Here is a 15,923-nt window from a genome sequence, read left to right as displayed (position 1 = left end):
CTGATTAGATCTTACCATAACATGAAAGTGCCTTTGAAAACTTGGCAATTGAGATAATCCAGAGAAATTGTTTTAGGATCTTCCAAATATATTGTCATTATTTTACAGCAGGTGTAAAATATTGTCGAGTGATCAGTATGAAAGAATTCAGAGAAGAGAGATTGAAAAAGGTTATACAAATCCTTGAGAGATCTCAAGAACCTATCAGCGGATCGAGGCTGGCACAGGATCTTGGTGTAAGCCGGCAGGTAATTGTTCAAGATATCGCATATTTGAAGAGCATTGGGTATGATTTCATCTCAACTCCACGGGGTTATGTGCTTTCAAAAGGAAGGTCTAAGATTTCGAAATTAGTGGCTGTGAAACACGGTACTGATGAGATAATGGAAGAACTTATGTGCGTAGTGAAAAATGGTGGAAGAGTTGTTGATGTTATTGTGGAGCACCCAATTTATGGAGAAATACGGGGAATGGTTGATGTTTCATCTGAAGAAGATGTTATAAAGTTTGTGAATCTTATGAAGATGACGAAAACCGAACCATTACTGGCTTTGTCTGAAGGGGTGCATCTTCACACTATTGAGACTCACGACAGAGAATCTCTGGAAAAGATATTACATGAGCTCAGAAAAAAAGGTTTCTTGATAGAGGAGGAATAATGAATGAAGATAGACGAAGTGGTTGAGAAATATGTTGACAGGAAAACCCAGAGAAAATTTCTGCTACTCACATCGATTGCATGGATGTTCGACGCGGCAGGTGTGATGCTTGTATCTTTCGTTCTTGTTCCTGTTATAAGAGAATGGGGACTTTCTTCCACACAGGGTGCATCGATTGCCAGCATTACGTTTCTTGGCATGCTGGTGGGAGCCCTTCTGGCAGGATTTATAGCAGATCTGTTTGGAAGAAAGATCTCGAATTTGTTGTTTTTTCTCTGTACGATCACCTTCACTTTTTTATCTGGATTCACACATTCACTCCGCTCACTTCTAACCCTGAGGGCATTTTCAGGATTTGGCTATGGTGGGTTGATGCCTTCTTTCAATACGTATCTTTCTGAGTTCACAGGTTTCAAAATTAGAGGAAGATATCTGGTTCTTCTGGAATCCAGCTGGGCTGTTGGGAGTATATTGATTGGATTATTTGCTGTTTTTGTTCTTCCAAACTGGCGATGGATTTTCTGGATATTTGCCGCGGGATATCTTTTTGTTCCGGTGTTTGCCAAAATGAGCGAGACCCCAAAGTATTCTTTTCTTAAAGGTGGTAAAGAGGCTCTTGAAAAGGCAATAGGTTCAAAGATATGTGAAGATATTGAATTATCAAAGAGAGAAAAAACCTTTATTTTTTCTCTTTTCAAAAAAGATCATCTCAAAGACACTGTTGTTGTATGGGGCGCGTGGTTTGTGGTAAGTTTTGTTTATTATGCTCTGTTCACCTGGGCGCCAAAGATATTTTCTTCTCAGGGAATCAGTGTTGTTAAATCTTCGTGGTTTACTTTCTATATGATGCTATCGCAACTTCCAGGCTATCTTTCAGCCGCGTACTTTATAGAAAAATGGGGAAGGAAGGTGTCGCTTGGAGTTTATTTTATTGGGACTGGTATCTCCACCATATTGTGGGCAAGCGTTAGTGGAGACATCTCGCTTTTGATATCGGCCCTGGTGCTCTCTTTTTTCTGCTTGGGAGTATGGGGACTGGTCTATGCATATACTCCAGAATTGTACCCCACCTTTCTCAGAGGAACGGGAAATGGTGCGGCTGGCGTATGGGCACGAATAGCTGGAATTATAGCTCCTTATTACACAGGTTTTATGATGGAAAAGGGAAAGAATCTTGCACAGATATTAGGATGGATCTGTGTGATAGCAATACTAACAGGGATTGCTGTGCTGGTTTTTGGAAGAGAGACAAGGGGAAAATATCTGGATTAGCTCAAAGAAATTTACGATTTCAAGAATTACAGATTTAATAATTATTTGCTTTTTTGCACTGGACAGAAACTTTTTCGCCAGATTCGCACCATCTTTTCATCATTTTTTCCAATCTTTTTCTCACCCTGCTATCTTCCTCACACCAGAATGTAGCGAACAAAGGCTGAATTTTTAGATGGTACTTTTTTGCAAACTCTCTCACCACATCCGGCCCTTTTAACCTGATGCCAAACCTCACTCCATAGTACCTTCCGTAGTTTCTTAGAAATTTATCCAAAAGCCTTCTGTCAGATTCTTTCATCTCGATGTATTTCAAAGTGAATCTTTCCAGTTTCCTTCTTTTCATCCTTTCAAGGGCTTTCTTCACCGCTTCTTTTCTTCCTTCAATGAAAGGATGAGCCTTCACCATTGAAACAACAAATTCCATGGTCCGGTGATCTTTTGCCATGAAGTCAGCGAACGATTCAATATCTTCAAGGAGTGTGTATGCCTTTTTGAGTCTTTCTTTCCTTGAAAGAAATTCTCTATCAAGAAAAGCCATGTAAGTGGAAAGAAAAAGGATTTGTCTTTCCTCCAATCTTTTTGTTTTTATCTCTCTCAATGCAGCCGAGAAATTCTCTTCTATCCTCAGTTTTACCCATTCACTTAATAAGGGAGGAGGAAAAGACAAAATGTTGGACTTTTCAAAAGCTTTTGCTATTTTCCTCAACGTCTCTCCCCGAATCTTTTGTGTTTTCCCGTTTAATATGTCGCTCAGTCTGTTTCTTGCAACTCCTGTTATTTCTGAGAGGTGTTTGATGGATGTGGTGTTTCTTCTCAGAAATCTCTGGAGAGATTTTGTGTTCCTATAGAGAGAATTGTTCAATCTCAAAAACAGTCTCTGGTCTTTTTTCAAGAGATCACTTGCGCTGTCTTTTAATCCTTCAGAAGCGATTTCAATCAGTCTGGCAGTTTCAACGATTGCGGGATCAGAAGTTGTCCTTTGAACCTCAAACAATGTGTCCAGCGCATAGAAACGCGGAGCATCAAAAAAGTATCCATTCCAGTAGAGTGCCTCTTCTGCCATATCTTTGGCTTTTTCTGGATCTTTCTCCTTTGTATACCATGCCATATCGTTAAGACAGGCAATTATTCCAGAAGGATGAGGAATTTCTTGCAGTATTTTCAATGCTTTTTCATAGGACTCTATTGCTTCTTTGACGTTTCCTGTTCTTGCCATATATCTTGCTTTTCCTATCAGTATAAAAGCATAAGAGGATTTCTCCAGATGATGAGCCTCTGGCTTTATTCTCCCTAAACATTCAAAAGCGTTGTGTAGATACATGGAGCAATAGTTCAGAAGGTTTCCAATAAATATGCTCCTGAGATTCGGTGAAACGTTTCTCATTCTACCGCGTAAATGAGAGTAAAGTTTTATTCCTTCCTCGTGTTTTCCCATATAACCGAGCACGGTGAGTTTTTCTGAAAGAAGAAAGTAGCGAAAGGCGATCGAGTTGCAAACCTTTATTGCGTTATCTATCTCTGAAAGAGCTTCCTCGTAAAGCTTTTCATGACGGTATTTCAGAAATCTTATGTAATGTTTCCAGGCTGAATCATGGCATGTTTTGAAGCAGTACATAACAAGTGGTCGTGAGAAGAGAAATCCATGCTGAAATGGTGCTTTCAAAAGTTGATACCTTTTCAATTCTTTCCCTCCAAAACTATTACTTTTACGCTATTTTATCACACTGCTGTGTAACGTTAGGGGTGAAATTACACAAAATATGAAATCTCAATAAAAATCCTCTATCGTAGAATGCCTTAAAAATGGCTTTTCAGAACCGGAAAAGTTTTAAAGATCACAAAAGATCTGTCTTAATAAGGAAGGGGGGTGAAAATCGTGAGAAGGATCATTCTCACAATGGTTATTCTGCTTTCTCTCTTATACACACTCGTGTTTCCCAGCCCTTCTGATGACTACCAAACGACGGTAAGGGAAAAAACTGTTGTTCACACCTTCCTGATAGAGAAGTTGCATTCGGAAGATTTAACTGTTGGAAATTAGGGTTTCTTTTGTTTATTAAGTAATTCTGAATCCGAACACCGGTGTTCGGAAACCACATACGAAAGGAGGGGATGCTATGCAGAAGATGCCAAAACCAGTTGTTCCTAATGATTATTTGAACCCAGGAAAAGGATGTGGAGGAGCTGGTCTCGTCTGTGGTTGGTGTGGTTAAGGAAAAATAGCAGCCGCTTTTTTCCCTTTCCCCTGGCGAAAGGCCAGGGGAAGGGGTTCATCAAGAGGCTCTATTTCATTTTACCAAGGAGGTTTTAAGAGATGATAACCATTAATCTACCCAAGGTCTTTTTCTCATTGATCGAAGCTCCTCGCAATAATAGGTATCTTCTAGACAAGGTTAATTTTGATTTCTACAAATTAGATGATAGTATACAAATAACAAGAAAGGCTTCTTCTTACCTAGTTCGCACTAAAGCCAAAAATGTCATAGAAGAGCTCGAAAAGTTAAAGAAAAATACTTTAATTTCTCTGAAAAGAAAGTTGGTTAAAGATAATGATATTTTGCGTTTAGCGCTAAATGTATCTCAGGTTTGTAGATTAAAATGCAGATACTGTTATGCTAACGCTGGAACATATGGTAATCCTGGCTTTATGAAGAGAAATGTATTAGTACGGACCCTTGATTTCTTTCTTTCGAATTATAATGTGCACAATATACATATTTTTGGTGGAGAACCTCTCCTAAATATTGAAATGATAGAAGAAATGTTCAGAATATTGACATCAAAGTATGCTAAAAAATTCAATAATCTGCGAATAACCGTAGCTACAAGTTTATTTGTTTCAGAGGAAACTATCAATCGCTTTATTAAAATTTACGAGTCCTATAAGGATAAATTCCAAATCTATATGGTTGTTAGTCTAGATGGGCCGAAAGAAATACAAGATAATACAAGACCTAGTCTTGATAGCAAGTCTAGCAGTTTTGATCGGATAAAGAATAACATAAATTTGCTTAAACAGAAAGGTTTTTCTATATCATTTGAAGTTACCTACACCAAGTTACACAAGCAACTCGGTTGGAATATTTTGAAAATATACAAATATTTCTATACCGAATTCAATGCTGCAAATGTGATTATCTCTCCGGTGTACGACTGGAATGGTTCTTTAGACAAAAATTTACGAATCGATATTTCCATTGCTCAAGAATATTATGAAATAATAGCTTCTCTGTTAGAAAAAAGTCGCAGAGGAGATTTAAATGACTTTGATCGTGCCCTGCTGTGTAAATTACTGATGAATTATCTCAACCCTAGTGACTCTTCTGGCAAGATAATTGTTAGTACATTTTGCCCTGCTGGGTCGAATTCATTTATTGTAGATATTTTTGGAAACATATACCCATGCCAGCTGGTTGTAGGAAATTTAAAATACAGAATATCGAATGTTGTAAAAGATAATGAAGAAAAAATACTAAAGAATTTGAAAGACTGGAGGTATAAAGCTTTGAGATTATTTACCAAAGCTAGATACAGCAAGTGCAAGGATTGCTATTTCTTGTTTTACTGCAGTAGATGCATTTTTAAGCGTGATTACCAAAAAGATATGTTCAAAGCATGTGATGTTGAAAAGAAAATAATAGAAACAATTTTGGAATTTGATCCATGGACATTATTACCTTTAATGGATAATTTTAACGGAGGATGAAAACTATGAACCTCTTCTTATTTACAGGTCATCTCAGAGACGATATCAGAAAATTCGAGAGGAAGTACAAAAAACACTATCCGATTTTCTTCTTACTGGAAGGCCTGTTTTTGACCACCAACGTTCTTACTCCACTTCTCATCAAAAAGACCATCGACAGTGCGTTTTACAGAGGTGATGTGGGAGAAATCGCTCTGTTCTCAGTACTATACTTCATCGTTCTTGTGGCCCAGTCTTTCATCATGTACAAACTCAACTACTCAGCTGCGAAGTACTTGCTGAACGCATCCCGGGCTAGGGAATCGAAGAGCGCATACGCAAAAATCCTGGCGCTTCCACTGACTTACGCGAACTCACAGAACACCGGTGATTATCTTTCGGTTTTCATGAGGGATGTTCCGAAGGTAGCTTCGGGAGTTTACCTTGGAAGGTTGCAGTTTTTCTTCAACCTGGGATTTTTCCTTGCTGTTCTTTTCCTTTTGTTCATTCTGAGTGTAAAACTCACTCTTGTGGTCCTGGTGAGCATCGTTCTGTTTTTTGTGTCAACCTCGATTCTGAGGAAGATGGTCATCAGGGCTTCTCAGAGAGATCAGGAATCCTACCAGAGGTTTTTGAAAAGATCCAGGGAAGTGGTGGAAGGAATTCCTGTTCTCAAACAGTTTTCTGGATCTTCGTTTCTCAAAAACTTCCTCGATTCAAGTGCCGGAGAATGGAGCAGGGCGAGTATCGCTCACAGTACGGCAAATGAACTGTCGAACAGAAACATCGACATTAACAGATGGATCGGGAGTACCATCGTTCTTGCCTTCGGTATTTATCTTCTCTGGAAGGGTGAGATAAGTGTCGGAACACTTCTGGCCTTCGAATCTTACATGAACTGGATGTACGACATCGTCAGAATGGCGCTCACAGGCCTGACAATGTTCTTTTCGACGCTTCCAAACTGGGAAAACTTTGCGAGAATATTTTCCATGCCCTTTGAAAGAGCAAGCGGTATAAATCTTGAAAAGTTCGAAAAACTGCAATTGAGGAATGTGTATTTTAAATACGACGGAACTCCTGTTCTCACTGGTTTGAATTTCGAGATAAACTCCGGGGATAAGATCGCAATTGTGGCAAGATCTGGGGCAGGAAAGAGCACGCTCGTTTCTCTTTTCAACAGGCTACTGTCTCCCACAGAGGGTGAAATTCTCATAAACGGTGTTCCCATCGAACAGTACTCTCTTCAATCACTCAGAAGAAACATCGTTCTTGTTCGCTCGAACGATATACTCTTTGATACAACAATCAGAAACAACATCACCCTTTTTGAAGACTTTCCAGAAGATGAAATCGAAAATGTTCTCAAAATGTGTGAGTGTGACTTTGTTGAGAAACTGGAAAGCGGAATAGACACGATCGTAGGAGAGAGGGGAACAAAACTCTCAGATGGTCAAAGGCAGAGAATAGTCCTCGCGAGAGCTTTGATAAGAAAACCACAGGTTCTCATCCTAGACGAGGCCACCTCTGGTGTTGATGGCAAGACGGAGGAGAGGATTTTCGAGAAAATCTTGAGGGAAATAGAAACTGTGATTATCATCTCACACAGGCTTTCCACTGTGAGAAAGGCCAAAAAGATATACGTCATGGAGAACGGACGGATTCTGGACTCTGGTTCTCACGAGGAGCTGATCGTCAGGTGTGAAAAATACACAGAGATTCTAAAGGAGCAGTTTGTAGAATGAATTGGGAGGAAAAGTGGGCATGAAAACTGGAAAGTTTCGGCTCTTGAGGAAGAATCACATAGCACTTGCCGTTTTGACAACTGCGAGCTTAGTTGCCTCGGGTTTTTTCTATTCCAGAAGGGTCACTTTGCTTCAAAGTGCCGTTGACAGAGCGATTCACAGCAAAGAACTTTCATCTTTCCTTGGAGACATTCTGTTGTTTCTTGTGTTCCTCTTGTTAACCATTATTTTCGATTTCCTGGCCAGTTTCATGTCCGCTGTCAACAACGTCGGTATGTTCAAAAATTTGGTCAGAAGTCAGATAAGACTGATGCTCGACGCTGATATGCTTGAACTGAAAAAGCAAAACACAGGAGAGATAATAACCCGCATGTTCGATGATGGGTGGTATATAATCAGTCTGTACTCCTCTACAATTCCAGACCTTGTGGCAACATCGTTCAAAGTAGGACTGCTCGTTTTCGTGTTCTACCAGCTCAGTCCCAGGATTCTTCTCATTGCCCTGCTTCTGTCTCCTCTCTACAGTTTTCCACTATCGAGTCCCAGACGGAGAATAATGGAACATCAGGAAAAAGAACGCTCGAGTTTTGAGAAATGTGTCAAGTTTATAAACGAGACGTTGAGTGGGGCGGCGGTTATCAAGGCATTCGAATCGAAGAGATTTTTCTACAAAGAATTCGGAAAATTAACTAACCTGTGGTTGAACACGTCGAATACGCTCTTCAATGTGGTGGCGAAAACGGAGAGTCTCTATCCGTTTTTAAACGGATTGCTCCCGATACTCGTTGTTGCTCTATCGTCTTTTCTCATCGCGAAAAAGGAAATAACAATCGGAAGTGCGATATCGTTTTTCTACTTCATCAGCGGTTTTTATTCATCAATAAGCAACGTTTACAGTTCTGTTCTAGACATTATGAGATCAAGGACGTATAAAGAACGAATTTCAGAGGTTATGGAACTCAGCGCTGAGAAAGGTGGTGGAAAAGAGCTCGGAGACTTCAAACAGATGAGTTTGCAAAATGTTTCCTTTGGATATCCAGATGGCGGGGAGATACTCACTGATTTAAACATAAAGATAGACGCAGGCGACAGGGTGGCCATAGTGGCGAGTTCTGGGGAGGGAAAGAGCACACTTGTGTCACTCTTCAACCGCTTTCTCACACCCACAAAAGGTCAGATCCTCATCAACGACATCCCTATCGAGCAGTATTCACTTTCTTCACTCAGAAAGAAAATCATCCTTGTTCGATCGAACGACATCTTGTTCGATACTACCATCAAAAACAACATCACGCTTTTTGAGGACTTCCCGGAGGATGAGCTGGAACGTATTCTCAGGATGTGTGAGTGCGATTTCGTCGAGAAACTGGAAAACGGGATACACACCGTTGTTGGTGAAAGAGGAACAAAACTCTCGGACGGTCAAAGGCAGAGGATCGTCCTTGCAAGGGCTTTGATCAGGAAACCACAGGTTCTCATCCTGGACGAAGCCACCTCTGGTGTGGACAGCGAGACAGAGGAGAAAATCTTTGAAAAAATTCTGAAGGAAATCAACACCGTGATCATAATCTCCCATAGGCTTTCCACAATAAGAAAAGCAAAGAAGATCATCGTACTGAATAATGGAAGAGTGGAAGCCGAAGGAACACACGAAGAACTCATGGAAAAATCTCCCCTTTACAGGGAGATTGTAAGGAGTCAATTGGAGGTATAAGAACAGTAGAAATGTTTGTGTGGGGAAAGTACTGATATAGATTTTCGAGTATTTTCTTGAATTCTTCCACTGATATACCCGCTTCACGGATGATTTTTCTTATTAAGTGACTTGGGCAAGTCTCTTGCATGAAATGGGATGGTCGTATACTTTCCATTGCTGTGCCTGTAGAACACATGACTTCCTTTTTGGCGAACACGTTGAAATCCAAGTTTCAGTAAAACCTTCTCCATAGTTTTTGGATCAACTATTGGAAGACGACTCAAGTTTCCACCTCTATCATCTCAAGAGCCACGAATTCCTGGTGATTTATTTCATCTCCTGCTTCCTCCAATACGAGCTCAAGCACCTCTTTTAAATTCCTTCTCACTTCTTCTAAGGAACTACCTACAGTATGCACACCTGGAACATCTGGAACCATTCCAACATATTGCTTTGTTTCAGGATCGTATTCAATGATAGCTGTGAAAATTTTACGCATGTTTTTCACCTCTCATTTTTCCACCATGACAAATAATATGGCAATTTCGATTAAATTATACAGGACCATATGCCTCAAGATTCTTTCCAGTCTCCTTCTCACTCTTCCATCCTCTTCACACCAGAAGGCAGCAAACAGGGGCTGAATTTTTAGATGGTACTTTTTTGCAAACTCTCTCACCACATCCGGCCCTTTTAACCTGATGCCAAACCTCACTCCATAGTACCTTCCGTAGTTCCTCAGAAATCTGTCAAGAAGCTTTCTGTCAGATTCTTTCATCTCGATGTATTTCAAAGTGAATCTTTCCAGTTTCCTTCTTTTCATCCTTTCAAGGGCTTTCTTCACCGCTTCTTTTCTTCCTTCAATGAAAGGATGAGCCTTCACCATTGAAACAACAAATTCCATGGTCCGGTGATCTTTTGCCATGAAGTCAGCGAACGATTCAATATCTTCAAGGAGTGTGTATGCCTTTTTGAGTCTTTCTTTCCTTGAAAGAAATTCTCTATCAAGAAAAGCCATGTAAGTGGAAAGAAAAAGGATTTGTCTCTGATGAAAGGGAAATTCTTTAAGCTTTTCTGGCAATTCCTTGAATTTTAGCTCAATCTCCATTTTTATCCACTCGTTCCAGACAGGAAAGCGTGCCCATGCATCAACATCAGATGTCAACAGTCTTCTTATCGTATCCGCACGAATCATTTTTGTTTTTCCTTTCAATATATCCGAGATACCTTTGGAACTGAGAGATTTTCCTTTCCAAGCGACCCTTTTAATGTATCTTCTCAACTGACTTGTGTTTGGATAAATCGATCTGGTGTAGTCCAACACGAACTTCTTCGCTTTTTTGAATAGAGACAGATAATCTTCTGGTACAGGAAGTGAAACGATGATATGCGCAGTGCTGTGGATAAACGGTGAATTCATATCTTTTTCCATAACAAATAGAGTATCCAGCGCTCCAAAGAGATTTCCTGGTTCTTCTCTATAGTATCCAAGCCAGAAAATGGCTCTTTGAGAAAGGACATGGGCGAGTCTTGGGTGTTTTTCCTTGATATCCCATGCAAGATCGTTCAGGGAGGAAACGATGCAAGTTGGGTGGGGAATCTCCCTGGACAGTCTGTAGGCTTGTATGTAATCGTGTGCCGCCTCAGAGAGTCTTCCAGAGTTTGCTTTTCTTCTTGCCAGGGAAAGGTATAAAAAAGATAGAGTGGATTTTCTGTAATTGTTTTTCCACACTCTTACCTTCCTCAGTGGCTTTATTCCACTTGCTTCAAAATTTATCAAGGTAACGATCACAGTGTCTCTTATTGATTTTGACATTTTGGGAAGGTTTCTTTTCAGGTATCTGTAAAGATTCATATCTACTTTGCCTGTATATTTTAAAAATGCGAGTTTGTTCGCTAAAAGAAAATATTTCGCTGCTTCGGATTTGCAGCTTCTCAAAACCTTATCTATTCTCTGGACCGCTTCTTTGAAGTTCCCTTTCCATGCAAGTTTCAGTACACAGAGAATCTCTCTACACTCTTTTGAAAGGTTCTCTTCGAGTAGCATGTAATTCACTGCTGGAAGAGAAAAAGCACCGTACCTGAATACTTCTTTCAAGTCCACTATACCTTTCATCTTTGCTCTCTCCGTTATAGTTATACTTCAAAAAATCAAATTGTTCCAGATCCTATAAAAATTGGCAATCTGAAACGCTCTTGTAGACAGGAATCCGGAGCGTGCGAAAGTTGAAAACCATATAGGGTTTGATAGAAGTTGAAGCGAAAGGAAATGGAAGGGGGCGGGAAAATGAGAAAAGCTCTTCTTGTAATTTTTATAGCGTTTTTGCTTCTTTCCGTAACTGCCTTTGCAGATAGAACAGACGCAGACAATGAAACGCACTCTTGGAATTCTGTGATTGGTGGAACTGCCGGTGGTTATCTTCAAGAGTGCAAAAGCAGCACCTCTTGGGAAGGATGTGATTCAACTATGAAGCAACCGGCAAAAGTGTGGGAGGGGGCACTGCAGCATGATACTTTATTACAAGACCAAATCCATTTGCATTCCATCTGCACTACTGGGCAGGTGCAAGAGCCATACCAGCGCAGTTCATTCGATATTTATGCTTGGCCTCCTTATTAAAAACCAAATTCTCAAATTCTTATATCGATAAGAAGGTGAAAACATATGTAAGTTGATGCGCAAACGCGAGGTCAAAATTTTATTTGCAGAATTAAAGATCTACGGAAGGATGCACGGTATCAATCAAAAAACAGCGTTTTTAATGAAGATATTAGCATTAGTGTAAATAATGAAAATAAAAGCAATTTCACGATGGTATTCAGAAGGGTGGGGGGAAAGTCATGAGGAGGTGTTAGAATGAAAATATTACTAAAATGGTCAGATGTGAAAAAGTTGATTTTTAAAGTCACAGCCGCCAGGGTGAATTGTTCGCTCTCAGCTGCTCATTGCTCATACTTCGTGCATTAAAAATTTCCTCCCCCACCCTTCCCATATGTTTTTTATCAAGAAATTAAGGAGGAAGAAAAATGCAGCGGTTTTTTAAGGATATAAAAAGTGATTATTGCTTATGTTTTGACTCAGACACTCTCAGATGGATAATTGTCGACAAAAGGTCGGCTTTAAAATGCAAAAACAGCAATCAGGATTTGATTAAAGTTTTCGAGGACAAAAAGCCAAATGAAAAAGAGATGAAAAATCTAAAGGGTAATACATTCCCCAACTTCATTGGGATATCAATACTCCCAACATTTAATTGCAATTTGCAGTGTATTCATTGCTTCTATGAATCAAAACCGGACGAAAACTATCAGATGCTCAATAAAGAATATATTCCTTTAATCATCGATCTTATCAATCGATACAATATTGAGAATGTAACAATAGGTGGGGGTGAGCCCCTAACTTGGCCGCATTTAAGAAATTTATTAACAGAGATATTAGAAAAAACAAATGCAAAAATTTTCTTATTAACCAACGGACTTTTATTAGATAAAATAGAAGACATATTGACGACTCCGCGGTTTAACGTACAAATTAGCCTTGATGCGGTGCATGAAAATACTTATCAAAAAGTACGTGGTGGAAATTTTCGAAAATTACTCAAAAATGTAGCCAAACTGAAAAATGCGAAGACTGATATTGCTCTAAGTTACACATTACATTCTTATAACAAAGACGAGGTTATAAAGTTCATAAAATATAGTGAAAAAATAGGTATTAACTTTATTCACTTTCCAATTATTGAAAATTATGGAAGAGCAAAAATTAATCAATTGATCCCTTTTCGTGAGGAATTAATTGATTTATATCAGTTCTTAGTTTATTACTCACTTCATTATAATAAAGTTAAAATCTATTTTGTTGAGGAGATTAAGTTTAGATTACTCAATCAACTTAAGAGATACAACTGCTCCGCGCTTTACAATCAACTGTCTCTTGGACCGGATGGTTATTTGTATCCGTGCAGCGAATTAATAAATGATAAATTTAAAATCTGCCATATTACAGAATCGGAGAAACTAAGGGATTATATTCATCTGTTTCGAAGTCAAACAGGTTTTGGGTCGCCTATCGTTCAAAAAATTTGCCCAAATTGTCCTATAAAATATTTATGTGGTGGTGGATGTAGGGCAGTTGACTTACTTTCCGGAAAAAATTACTTCGAAGCACAAGCTGACAGTTTGACTTGTGATATATTTTTAAAAAGCGTTTTCACTATTTTATGGGAGCTCGCCAATTATAAACTCGATCCAAAAGTCCCGATAAACTTGCTTTATTCCAACAAAGTGTTAAAGTTGGTGAAAGAACATGAAAAGCTCGACTAAAAGGCAGATATTGAGGCTTCTTAAAGAACACTTTTTACACTTGTTTTTTGCCTTTTTGCTGCTTGTTTGTGCAACGGGGATGACTATCCCCATTCCGTTGCTTTCGAAAAATATCATCAACTCTATACTGGCTAAGAGTATTTCAGACAATCTGTTCAAAATCCAAGTAATGCTACTTCTAGTGGTAAGCCTGTCAAAAGAATTTCTAACATACGCTTCATATTACATCTTTGAAAGTAGAATGAGACTTTTCTCTGCATCACTTAGGAAAACAATATTTGAGGTGGCTCAGAACAACTTTAACCAGGTTTTTTCCTTAGAGATGGGTAGATTGTTCACCTACATCAGTTCGGATACGGAAAGAATTCAAAATTTTTTCTATCCAACTTTCGTATTTTTCATGAAAGACTTACTCACGTTTTCATTCGCTTTAACCATCGGTCTTTTCCTAAATCCTTTGGCGATTGCGGTATCGACCTTTCCTCTGCTGGCTTTTTTTGTCTTAGCTCACTATGTGAATCCCAGGGTTAGAAGTTTAACACACAAAACTCTCGAATTGCAGACAGAATTCGTAAGCAGGCTTAAGGAATACATCCAGGGTATAGAAATGTTCCGGGTGTTTTTGAAGCAAAAATTTTCGATAGCAAAATTCAAGGAATTCAATGACGAGTACACAAAAAGTGATATCAGGCGAATAAAGTCAATCGTTCTATTCAACGTTCCTCTTGCTATATTGTTCAACAGTGGATACATAATAGTAATCATCATGGGAGTTTATCAAATGAAAATAGGCCTCATGCAAGCTGGTGGTTTGGTGGCAGTGTTGATGGTAATAAACTACATCTACGACTCTGCCAGGAACTTTTGGGATTTCAACATACACCGCCAAGAGATAAAAGTTGTTTACAAAAGACTTTCGGAAATTTTAGAAGCGCCATTTGGAGGAAGATCCTATACCACTTTCAAACTGCAACAATTAGACAGAAAGATCGAGTCTTTGAGGGTACACATACCGAGTTTTTCTTACAAGAACTCTTCCCTGCTGCTTGAAAATTTCAAACTGTATGCCAAAAAGGGTGAAATCGTTGGACTTTTCGGAAAGAGTGGGATAGGAAAGAGCACAGCAATAAAGATCATTCTTGGACTCTTAGGTATAGAAAAAAACTATGTTTTCGTCAACGACATACCATTGAGTGAAATTGAAATAGACTCGTATTATTGCAGGGTCGGCTATCTTCCTCAGCATTCGATCTTTTTCAAGGGAACAGTTAGAGAAAACATACTCCTTGGGGAAAATAAACCTCTTGATGAGGAACTGTTGGAGTTTCTGGATGATCTCTCACTCGAAAAAGAAGTGGAGGAAGTTGGGCGCAACCTTTCCGGGGGAGAACGCCAGAGAATAGCGATAGTAAGGACATTTGCACAGGATAATAAAGATCTGTATCTTTTAGATGAACCAACAACTTATTTGGATGAAATGAAAATCCGAGCATTAGAGGAACTGATACAACGCAAATCAGGTGAGTCTATAATTTTAATCGTTTCGCATTCCCGGGATTTCCTGGAGAATTTATGTGATGGCATTGTGGAATTCTCTTAAACTCTTTAAACAATTTGAACGCGAATTTCGAAGTCAAAACAGTCAAAGCATGCGGTTTTTCAAAAACACTGCAAGATTGTTGCGAGAGTTCTTATTGATAGCAAAATATGTGATAATTTTAACGATTGCGGTTTTATCTTTTACCAACGCAGCGGGGAGGCTTCAAGTTATCGGAAAAAGGGGGATTGTAAATGGAAAGGAAAGGTGCTCGCACCAAAGCCATTACTCTCAGAGAAGTTAACAAGAGCATAGGCGGAAAGCACATTTTGAAGAATGTTTCCTTCGACATTTTCATGAACGAAATCCTCGCACTGATAGGTCCCAACGGGGCGGGAAAGACGACACTTTTGAAGGTTATAGCCTCCTTTCTCATTCCTGATAGAGGGAAGGTTCTCATAGACAGTGTGAACATCGTGGAAAAACCTTCCTTTGCAGTAGAAAAGGTCAGCATATCAACCGGGTATGAGAGGAGCTTCTACTACAGGTTGAGTGTGGAAGAGAATCTGAAGTTTTTTGGTATGTTGAATGACCTTCTTGGAAAAACGTTGAAGAGAGAAACAGAAAAAGTGATGAAGGAACTGGGTCTTCTGGAGTGCAGGAAAAAGAGGTACATGGAACTTTCCACCGGGTACAAAAAAAGAGTTGATGTGGCAAGAGCCCTGATGAAAAAGGCGAGCATATACATCTTCGATGAGCCGTGCAGTGGAGTTGATCTCAGAACGAGATTGAAGATACACGAGATCATGAAAAGACTCAAAGAGAGTGGTAAAATCGTCATCTTTGCAAGTCATGACCTGGAGGATTTAAAGATCGCAGACAGGGTGATCGTTTTGAAAAAGGGCGAAAAAGTTCTCGAATTTTCTCCAAAAAAGGAAGATTTAGCGGCAGTGTTGAGAGGTGTTTTGGAGATACAGGCATTTCCGGAGGATTGAGAGGC

At 39.3% G+C, this 15,923-nt stretch carries 15 protein-coding genes; 11 read left to right on the top strand and 4 right to left on the bottom strand.

Annotation, left to right across the window (positions count from 1 at the left end):
• Positions 1–131: 131 nt before the first annotated feature.
• Positions 132–659, top strand: coding sequence for a transcription repressor NadR (locus TLET_RS06265; RefSeq protein ID WP_028843974.1), 528 nt, complete (start codon positions 132–134; stop codon positions 657–659).
• Positions 660–662: 3 nt separating this feature from the next.
• Positions 663–1,931: an MFS transporter gene (locus tag TLET_RS06260; protein WP_012003259.1), complete on the top strand. Its 1,269-nt coding sequence runs from the start codon at positions 663–665 to the stop codon at positions 1,929–1,931.
• A 34-nt stretch (positions 1,932–1,965) separates the two neighbouring features.
• On the opposite strand, the gene TLET_RS06255 is transcribed toward TLET_RS06260, so the two are convergent.
• Complete coding sequence (locus TLET_RS06255) at positions 1,966–3,615, bottom strand: helix-turn-helix domain-containing protein (protein WP_012003258.1); 1,650 nt, start codon at positions 3,613–3,615, stop codon at positions 1,966–1,968.
• A gap of 195 nt (positions 3,616–3,810) precedes the next feature.
• On the opposite strand from TLET_RS06255, the gene TLET_RS10855 reads away from it, so the two are divergent.
• The 5 genes from TLET_RS10855 (at position 3,811) to TLET_RS06240 (ending at position 9,078) form a co-directional block, all read left to right on the top strand.
• Positions 3,811–3,975 carry a hypothetical protein gene (locus TLET_RS10855; protein WP_012896512.1) on the top strand — a complete coding sequence of 55 codons (165 nt, stop codon included), beginning with the start codon at positions 3,811–3,813 and terminating at the stop codon, positions 3,973–3,975.
• Positions 3,976–4,051: 76 nt separating this feature from the next.
• Positions 4,052–4,147 carry a Cys-rich RiPP peptide gene (locus TLET_RS10850; RefSeq protein WP_010865309.1) on the top strand — a complete coding sequence of 32 codons (96 nt, stop codon included), beginning with the start codon at positions 4,052–4,054 and terminating at the stop codon, positions 4,145–4,147.
• Between the two features lie 101 nt (positions 4,148–4,248).
• Positions 4,249–5,640: a radical SAM/SPASM domain-containing protein gene (locus TLET_RS06250; RefSeq protein WP_004083362.1), complete on the top strand. Its 1,392-nt coding sequence runs from the start codon at positions 4,249–4,251 to the stop codon at positions 5,638–5,640.
• A gap of 5 nt (positions 5,641–5,645) precedes the next feature.
• The gene (locus TLET_RS06245) at positions 5,646–7,364 is read left to right on the top strand and encodes an ABC transporter ATP-binding protein (RefSeq protein ID WP_011943915.1); all 1,719 of its coding nucleotides are present in this window, start codon (positions 5,646–5,648) and stop codon (positions 7,362–7,364) included.
• A gap of 19 nt (positions 7,365–7,383) precedes the next feature.
• Entirely contained in the window at positions 7,384–9,078 is a 1,695-nt protein-coding gene (locus TLET_RS06240) for an ABC transporter ATP-binding protein (protein ID WP_004083354.1), read from the top strand.
• Positions 9,079–9,161: 83 nt separating this feature from the next.
• Here the strand turns inward: TLET_RS06240 and TLET_RS06235 are convergent, their stop codons facing one another.
• From TLET_RS06235 to TLET_RS06225, 3 genes are read right to left on the bottom strand one after another with little or no spacing between them, the layout of a single operon-like run.
• Positions 9,162–9,344 carry a type II toxin-antitoxin system HicA family toxin gene (locus TLET_RS06235; protein ID WP_228368998.1) on the bottom strand — a complete coding sequence of 61 codons (183 nt, stop codon included), beginning with the start codon at positions 9,342–9,344 and terminating at the stop codon, positions 9,162–9,164.
• Complete coding sequence (locus tag TLET_RS06230; RefSeq protein ID WP_004083352.1) at positions 9,341–9,559, bottom strand: type II toxin-antitoxin system HicB family antitoxin; 219 nt, start codon at positions 9,557–9,559, stop codon at positions 9,341–9,343. Before TLET_RS06230 ends, TLET_RS06235 begins: the two co-directional genes overlap by 4 nt.
• 12 nt (positions 9,560–9,571) lie before the next feature.
• The gene (locus TLET_RS06225; RefSeq protein WP_012003257.1) at positions 9,572–11,176 is read right to left on the bottom strand and encodes a hypothetical protein; all 1,605 of its coding nucleotides are present in this window, start codon (positions 11,174–11,176) and stop codon (positions 9,572–9,574) included.
• 171 nt (positions 11,177–11,347) lie between these two features.
• On the opposite strand from TLET_RS06225, the gene TLET_RS06220 reads away from it, so the two are divergent.
• The 4 genes from TLET_RS06220 to TLET_RS06205 all read left to right on the top strand — a co-directional run bounded on the left by TLET_RS06220 (position 11,348) and on the right by TLET_RS06205 (position 15,918).
• Complete coding sequence (locus TLET_RS06220) at positions 11,348–11,680, top strand: hypothetical protein (protein WP_038051602.1); 333 nt, start codon at positions 11,348–11,350, stop codon at positions 11,678–11,680.
• Between the two features lie 407 nt (positions 11,681–12,087).
• Complete coding sequence (locus tag TLET_RS06215; protein ID WP_012003256.1) at positions 12,088–13,386, top strand: radical SAM/SPASM domain-containing protein; 1,299 nt, start codon at positions 12,088–12,090, stop codon at positions 13,384–13,386.
• Positions 13,370–14,986, top strand: a complete 1,617-nt coding sequence (locus tag TLET_RS06210; RefSeq protein WP_012003255.1) for an ATP-binding cassette domain-containing protein — start codon at positions 13,370–13,372, stop codon at positions 14,984–14,986. Before TLET_RS06215 ends, TLET_RS06210 begins: the two co-directional genes overlap by 17 nt.
• 191 nt (positions 14,987–15,177) lie before the next feature.
• The gene (locus TLET_RS06205; RefSeq protein WP_012003254.1) at positions 15,178–15,918 is read left to right on the top strand and encodes an ABC transporter ATP-binding protein; all 741 of its coding nucleotides are present in this window, start codon (positions 15,178–15,180) and stop codon (positions 15,916–15,918) included.
• The last annotated feature ends 5 nt before the right edge of the window (positions 15,919–15,923 follow it).

It is taken from the genome of Pseudothermotoga lettingae TMO (genome assembly GCF_000017865.1).
GTDB classification, from domain to species: domain Bacteria; phylum Thermotogota; class Thermotogae; order Thermotogales; family DSM-5069; genus Pseudothermotoga_B; species Pseudothermotoga_B elfii.
The sequence above is the reverse complement of the archived record's forward strand: the minus strand, read 5'-3'. Positions and strand labels throughout refer to the sequence as shown.

Bases quoted from the DNA above. Each gene is read 5' to 3' on its own strand.
- TLET_RS06215 (WP_012003256.1), top strand. From the start codon at position 12,088: ATGCAGCGGTTTTTTAAGGATATAAAAAGTGATTATTGCTTATGTTTT.
- TLET_RS10850 (WP_010865309.1), top strand. From the start codon at position 4,052: ATGCAGAAGATGCCAAAACCAGTTGTTCCTAATGATTATTTGAACCCA.
- TLET_RS06220 (WP_038051602.1), top strand. From the start codon at position 11,348: ATGAGAAAAGCTCTTCTTGTAATTTTTATAGCGTTTTTGCTTCTTTCC.
- TLET_RS06225 (WP_012003257.1), bottom strand. From the start codon at position 11,176: ATGAAAGGTATAGTGGACTTGAAAGAAGTATTCAGGTACGGTGCTTTT.
- TLET_RS06210 (WP_012003255.1), top strand. From the start codon at position 13,370: ATGAAAAGCTCGACTAAAAGGCAGATATTGAGGCTTCTTAAAGAACAC.
- TLET_RS06250 (WP_004083362.1), top strand. From the start codon at position 4,249: ATGATAACCATTAATCTACCCAAGGTCTTTTTCTCATTGATCGAAGCT.
- TLET_RS06245 (WP_011943915.1), top strand. From the start codon at position 5,646: ATGAACCTCTTCTTATTTACAGGTCATCTCAGAGACGATATCAGAAAA.
- TLET_RS06240 (WP_004083354.1), top strand. From the start codon at position 7,384: ATGAAAACTGGAAAGTTTCGGCTCTTGAGGAAGAATCACATAGCACTT.
- TLET_RS06230 (WP_004083352.1), bottom strand. From the start codon at position 9,559: ATGCGTAAAATTTTCACAGCTATCATTGAATACGATCCTGAAACAAAG.
- TLET_RS06205 (WP_012003254.1), top strand. From the start codon at position 15,178: ATGGAAAGGAAAGGTGCTCGCACCAAAGCCATTACTCTCAGAGAAGTT.
- TLET_RS06260 (WP_012003259.1), top strand. From the start codon at position 663: ATGAAGATAGACGAAGTGGTTGAGAAATATGTTGACAGGAAAACCCAG.